This is a genomic window from Pseudomonas agronomica (assembly GCF_025917275.1).
Taxonomy (GTDB): domain Bacteria; phylum Pseudomonadota; class Gammaproteobacteria; order Pseudomonadales; family Pseudomonadaceae; genus Aquipseudomonas; species Aquipseudomonas agronomica.
Window position 1 is genome coordinate 1 of record NZ_JAOSHO010000373.1, and the last position, 5,072, is coordinate 5,072.

Consider the following 5,072-nt stretch of genomic DNA (forward strand, 5'->3'; position numbering starts at 1 on the left):
GATCGTTGGCGTGGCGACGAACAACTCGGTGGAGTCCACCGCTCGCACGGCGGGCAATCTCGGGTTCGACACCTGGGTGGTCGAAGACGCCTGTTTCACGTTCGACAAGGTCGATTACTTCGGCGTCGCCCGTTCGGCTGCCGAGGTGCACGGGATGTCATTGGCGAACCTGCATGGGGAATATGCGATGGTGGTGAGCGTGGAGGAGATCTTGCGGGCGGGCTGAAACGTGGGTATTGGATTCCGGCCTCATCGCGAGCAAGCTCGCTCCCACAGGGATTTGTGAACGTCACAGAACCAGTGTGGGAGCGAGCTTGCTCGCGATGACGATCTGACAGACTAGAAATCTTCAGCTCGGGGCATCAAGCCCCGTGGCACTTCTTGAATTTCTTGCCGTTGCCGCACGGGCAAGGGTCGTTGCGGCCAACGTCCTTCAGGGCGTTGCGTACGGGCTCCTGGTGGGCATGGCCGCAGTTCGGGCCGTGGACGTGGCCATGATCATGACCGTGGTGATGGTCGTGGTCGTGGTCGTGGTCGTGGTTGCAATCGGGGCCGTGGACGTGGGGTTGTTGGGTCATCTGGGGTTACTCCGCAATAAAATCGGCGGCGATTATCACGCCATTGCGCTCCAGGTGCACGTAGTCGGCGATGAATAAACCGGTTTCCAGTTCCCCTTCCAGGCGATAGGGGATCTGTTCTCGGGGTTTCTCCAACAGTTTCACCACTTCCCGGACTTGCGGCCACAGGTTGGTACGGATCGGCACCTTGAAATAGCCGCTATGCCGCGGGCTCACGGTGAACCAATGTTCATGCTCTCCCTCGGTCAGCAAGAGATCGCCCAAGTGAATCCGATAAGTCAGGCCGCGCACGGTGAGGTCGCTGTCGCCGGGATTGTCGACGCGAAAGTGCAGCATGAACTTCTGTTCCAGCAGTCGTGCCCGCACGACCTCGACCTTGACCAGGTGCACTTGCGGTACAGGCGCCTCCTCACCTCGCCAGGACGCGCAACCGCCGAGCCCGACCAACAACAGCAGGCAAGTGATGCGGAGCAAGCGTGATGTCTGGGTCATGTCCGTACCTCAGGTTTATCCCCCAGTCTAGTCCTCCCGACCTGAGGACGAGCGTCGGACGCTTCCGAAAATTCAGCGATGGAAATAACCGGCGCAGCACTTCTTGAATTTGTATCCGCTACCGCACGGGCAACTGTCGTTGCGACCAGACTTGACCGGCACGGTGGGATCGATGAAGTACCATCGTCCGCCGTTCTGCACGAACGAAGACTGCTCCCGATGGCTGTGTTCGCCCTGGCTGTCGTGCCAGCGAGCGGTGAACGTGACGAAGGCGTGTTCCGGTTGACCACCGAACACCTCGCTGCTTTCCACTTCCAGCCCCAGCCAGGTGCTGCTGGCACTCCATTCGCCGATAGCTTGGCGATCGAGGCCATCCTGCTGGGCGGGGAGCGTAGTGCCGATAAGGTAATCCACCAGGCCCAACACGTAGGCACTGTAGCGCGAGCGCATCAAGGCTTCGGCACAAGGCGCCGGATGACCGTTGTGGTAATGGCCGCAGCAAGCGTCCAGCGGGTTGCCGCTGCCGCAGGGGCAAATGGGTGTGTGCAGGCTTGTATCCACAGCTACCACCAGTATTTTCCAAAATTTTCAGGGTTGGCCCAGAAACGTGAGTTGAGCCAGTCGGGCACCTGTTTGTATTCAAGCAGATCGTAGGTGAACAGGGTCAGCACCTGGTCCTCGCGCTGGAATCGCTCGCTGGCTTGAAGGGCCAGGGAAAAGAAATCCGTCTCTTGCCAGCCACAGGCGTTGAGATCGGCCAGCACTGCAATCCGGCTGGCGTTGAGATTGCGAATGCCGCCCAACAGGTTCAGACCGTCGCGCTTGGGCAAATGCTCCAGGCAATCGAGCGCCAAGGCCAAGTCAAAACGCCGCGCCGCCACGTCCGCCGGCAAGGCGCCGGGGCCGGTGTGGACCACCTCGGTGTCGGGGTGGGCCTGCTGGAATGCTTCTAACGCAGGAAAACTGCTGGCGCCGATCAGCAGCAGGCTTTGCGGGGCATAACGGTCCAGTACGGCGGCCAGGGCTTGCTGGGGCGTACGCGAAGAAATGGCAACGGTCATCAAAGTTCCTCAGTCAGAACCGCCACGATAGCCTGCCTGGACATCGTGGCCTAGAGCGGTTGGTCCATGGACGTGTGGAATTTGCGTGAACACGGAGCGAAATCCGCCGATTGCCCAGGCTGGCGCAGATCCGAACTCGGGTCTTTACTCCCCTGAATCGGCGCGAAGCCGATCCTTCAAGGAGAAAAACCGATGAGCATAGTTCGGACAGCGTTACCCCTGGTTCTGCTAACCAGTGTGTTGACTGGTTGCGCAGGTTTGCAGAAAACCGACTGGCCGATCTGTGCGGCCACCGGCGGTGTCGTTGGTGCGGGATTGGGCGCGATTGAAAGCAGCTCCTGGATCGGCCCGGGCGCCTTGGTGGCCGGCACCGTGGCGGCAGGTTGGTGCTGGGCCCATGGCGACGGCGACGAAGACGGCGACGGTGTGCCGGACAGCCGCGACAAGTGCCCGGGTACGCCGAAGGGCGTGCAAGTCGATGCCGATGGCTGCCCGCCACCCGCTCCGGCGCCAGTGGTCGAAGCGCCAGTCGTGGTCAAGGAAGAAACCATCGTGATCCGCGACGTGCACTTTGAGTTCAACAAAGCCACGCTGACCCCAGGCGATAAAGATGTACTGAGCGCAGTCGCCACCCGACTGAAACAGGAAACGTCCACCGCACAACTGCGGGTCACCGGTCACACCGACAGCGTCGGCAGCGATGCCTACAACCAGAAACTGTCGGAGAAACGGGCCAATGCGGTGGTGAAATACCTGGTTGAAAGCGGCGTGCCGCAGGCCAGTTTTGTTTCAGTGTCCGGCGCCGGGGAAAGCCAGCCGGTCGCTGATAACAAAACCGCCGATGGACGTGCGATGAACCGCCGTACCGAAATCAAGATAAACCGCTGAAACCCTTGTCATCCGCGGCTTGTACAGTCGTGGATGCGGGTCTTTACTCCTGTGTGACCGGTATGGGCCGGTGACACAGGAGCATTCATCATGAAGGTTCTCATCAGGGTTGCCTTACCGGTACTGCTGGCCAGCAGCCTGTTGTCCGGTTGCGCCACTCACAGTGACGGCAGCGCGCCTCTCAACCAGCGTACCTGGCCGATCTGCAGCCTGATCGGCGGGTTGGTCGGCGGCGGGCTGGGCGCCATCGAAAGCAGTGGCTGGGCCGCTGGCGGCGCGGCGTTGGGGCTGCTCGGCGGTGGCTTGATCTGTTACGCCCAGGATGGCGATGAAGACGGCGACGGTGTGTTCGATCGTCGCGACCGTTGTCCCGATACACCGGCCAATACCCCTGTCGAACACCATGGCTGCCCGCAGCCGCAATATCCGGCCAGCGCTCCACCGGTCGAACCGCAAGCTCCGGCCAGTGAAGTCATTACCCTTAATGACGCAGGCAAGGTGCTGTTCGATTTTGATAAGTCCGATCTCACGGCGGCGGCGCGAAGCCAGCTCGATGGGCTGATGGGCAAGCTGAGCCATGCCAATGTCGCCAGCATCCGCGTGGTCGGCCATACCGACAGCGTCGGTACCGACGCCTATAACAAGGGGTTGTCCGAGCGTCGGGCCAGCAGCGTCGTGGAGTATTTGCTGACCCAGGGCCTTGCCCCGGAAAAACTCACCAGCGAGGGCAAGGGCGAAAGCGAACCGGTAGCCGACAACGAGACCGAGGAAGGGCGCGCCCAGAACCGTCGCGTGGAGTTGCATATTCAGCGTTGAGTCCATGGATTGCGTTGGCTCAGGACCGCCGAGTCGTGATGCGAGCGACTTGGCGGACGCCGGCCGACGCCAGGATTAAATTTGCCCCACCCTCTGGCTTATCCAGCGCGCAAGCCGTTACTGTGCGCCAAACAATAATGTCCTTCGGAGGGCCATATGAAGGTGTTTTGGGGGCTGGGGCGTTTACTGACGCTGCTGTTCTGGCTGGTCGTGCTGGTCAACCTGGTCGTGCCATTCGTCCATCCGCTGCATCTATTGACCAATTGCGCCGGTGCGTTTTTACTGGCTCTCCATCTGCTTGAACTGCTGTGGTTCAGGGCCAGCTTTCGTGGTCGTCCCGCACCTGGTCGCGATCGCCTCCGAGTTTTGATGTTCGGCATTTTCCACCTGCAAACCCTTCCGACCGCGCCAGAGGCTTCCCATGCGTAAATTGTGTCTGCTTGCAGCATTTGTGTGCCCAATGGCGAGCGCTCAAGTGGTCCAGGTTGAAAGCAACTCATTGGTGCGCCTGCCCAACACCACCAGCTCGCTGGCCTTGGAGCGCCTGGACGTCGCTGATTTCGGCACGTTGCTCGTGCCTTCGAACGTTACGCAACTGTCCATCGGGCAATTGCACCTGGGGCGCGAAGCGCGGATTGCGATCGTGCCGGCGCAACAGGCACTGGAGTTGAAAGTGGCCCAGGCGGAACTGGCGGAGGGCAGCCAGATCGCGGCTCGCGGCGCACCGGGGACCTATACGAAGGCTGCGCGGCCAGGGCGCGATCTCAATTTGCGCTTCAATGCGTTGAACGCGCCCCTGCTGTCGGTGGATGCGCGGGGTGGAACGGGGGCGCCAGGTTACGTCGGATTGGACGGTGCCAACGGACAGGCGCCAGGGTGCACCTGGGGTTCGGCTGGCCGCGGCTCCGACGGCAGCAATGGCGGCGATGGCCAACCGGGCGCGGCCGGCGCGCTGGTTCGACTTGAGTTGCCCCGGGCCTACCCGGACGAGCAAATCAAGGTGACGGTGGACGGTGGCGCCGGTGGCCCGGCCGGACACGGTGGCAAACCCGGCGCAGGCGGCAAGGCCAAGGGTTGCCTGGTCTACACGGCCAACGGCGGCAAGAGCGGCCGTCCTGGCGCCGATGGCCAGCCAGGGCCCGCTGGAGCGGCGGGGGCACTGACGGTGCAGCGGTTCTAAAGAAACATCCTGATTCAGACCTGTGAAAGACCCTGTGGGAGCGAGCTTGCTCGCGAT

General features: G+C 61.8%; 9 protein-coding genes. 5 read left to right on the plus strand and 4 right to left on the minus strand.

What is annotated here, in order from left to right:
* Nucleotides 1-226: isochorismatase family protein (locus tag OC610_RS20780; protein WP_264430366.1), on the plus strand; the 226-nt coding region annotated here is incomplete at its 5' end.
* 136 nt (nt 227-362) lie between these two features.
* Here OC610_RS20780 and OC610_RS20785 read toward each other — a convergent pair.
* The 4 genes from OC610_RS20785 to OC610_RS20800 form a co-directional block, all read right to left on the minus strand.
* Nucleotides 363-578, minus strand: coding sequence for an SEC-C metal-binding domain-containing protein (locus tag OC610_RS20785; protein WP_264430367.1), 216 nt, complete (start codon nt 576-578; stop codon nt 363-365).
* Nucleotides 579-584: 6 nt separating this feature from the next.
* Entirely contained in the window at nt 585-1,070 is a 486-nt protein-coding gene (locus OC610_RS20790) for an LEA type 2 family protein (RefSeq protein WP_264430368.1), read from the minus strand.
* A 72-nt stretch (nt 1,071-1,142) separates the two neighbouring features.
* Nucleotides 1,143-1,619, minus strand: coding sequence for a YchJ family protein (locus OC610_RS20795; protein ID WP_264430377.1), 477 nt, complete (start codon nt 1,617-1,619; stop codon nt 1,143-1,145).
* Nucleotides 1,620-1,633: 14 nt separating this feature from the next.
* Nucleotides 1,634-2,131 (minus strand): DUF6231 family protein, encoded by a 498-nt coding sequence (locus OC610_RS20800; protein ID WP_264430369.1) that lies wholly within the window; start codon nt 2,129-2,131, stop codon nt 1,634-1,636.
* 192 nt (nt 2,132-2,323) lie between these two features.
* Between OC610_RS20800 and OC610_RS20805 the strand changes: the two genes are divergently transcribed.
* From OC610_RS20805 to OC610_RS20820, 4 genes are all read left to right on the plus strand, one after another.
* Entirely contained in the window at nt 2,324-3,019 is a 696-nt protein-coding gene (locus OC610_RS20805) for an OmpA family protein (RefSeq protein ID WP_264430371.1), read from the plus strand.
* 90 nt (nt 3,020-3,109) lie between these two features.
* Complete coding sequence (locus OC610_RS20810) at nt 3,110-3,835, plus strand: OmpA family protein (protein ID WP_264430372.1); 726 nt, start codon at nt 3,110-3,112, stop codon at nt 3,833-3,835.
* Between the two features lie 156 nt (nt 3,836-3,991).
* Nucleotides 3,992-4,264 carry a DUF1145 domain-containing protein gene (locus tag OC610_RS20815; protein ID WP_264430375.1) on the plus strand — a complete coding sequence of 91 codons (273 nt, stop codon included), beginning with the start codon at nt 3,992-3,994 and terminating at the stop codon, nt 4,262-4,264.
* Nucleotides 4,257-5,015, plus strand: coding sequence for a collagen-like protein (locus OC610_RS20820; protein ID WP_264430376.1), 759 nt, complete (start codon nt 4,257-4,259; stop codon nt 5,013-5,015). The genes OC610_RS20815 and OC610_RS20820 overlap by 8 nt, the downstream gene beginning before the upstream one ends.
* The last annotated feature ends 57 nt before the right edge of the window (nt 5,016-5,072 follow it).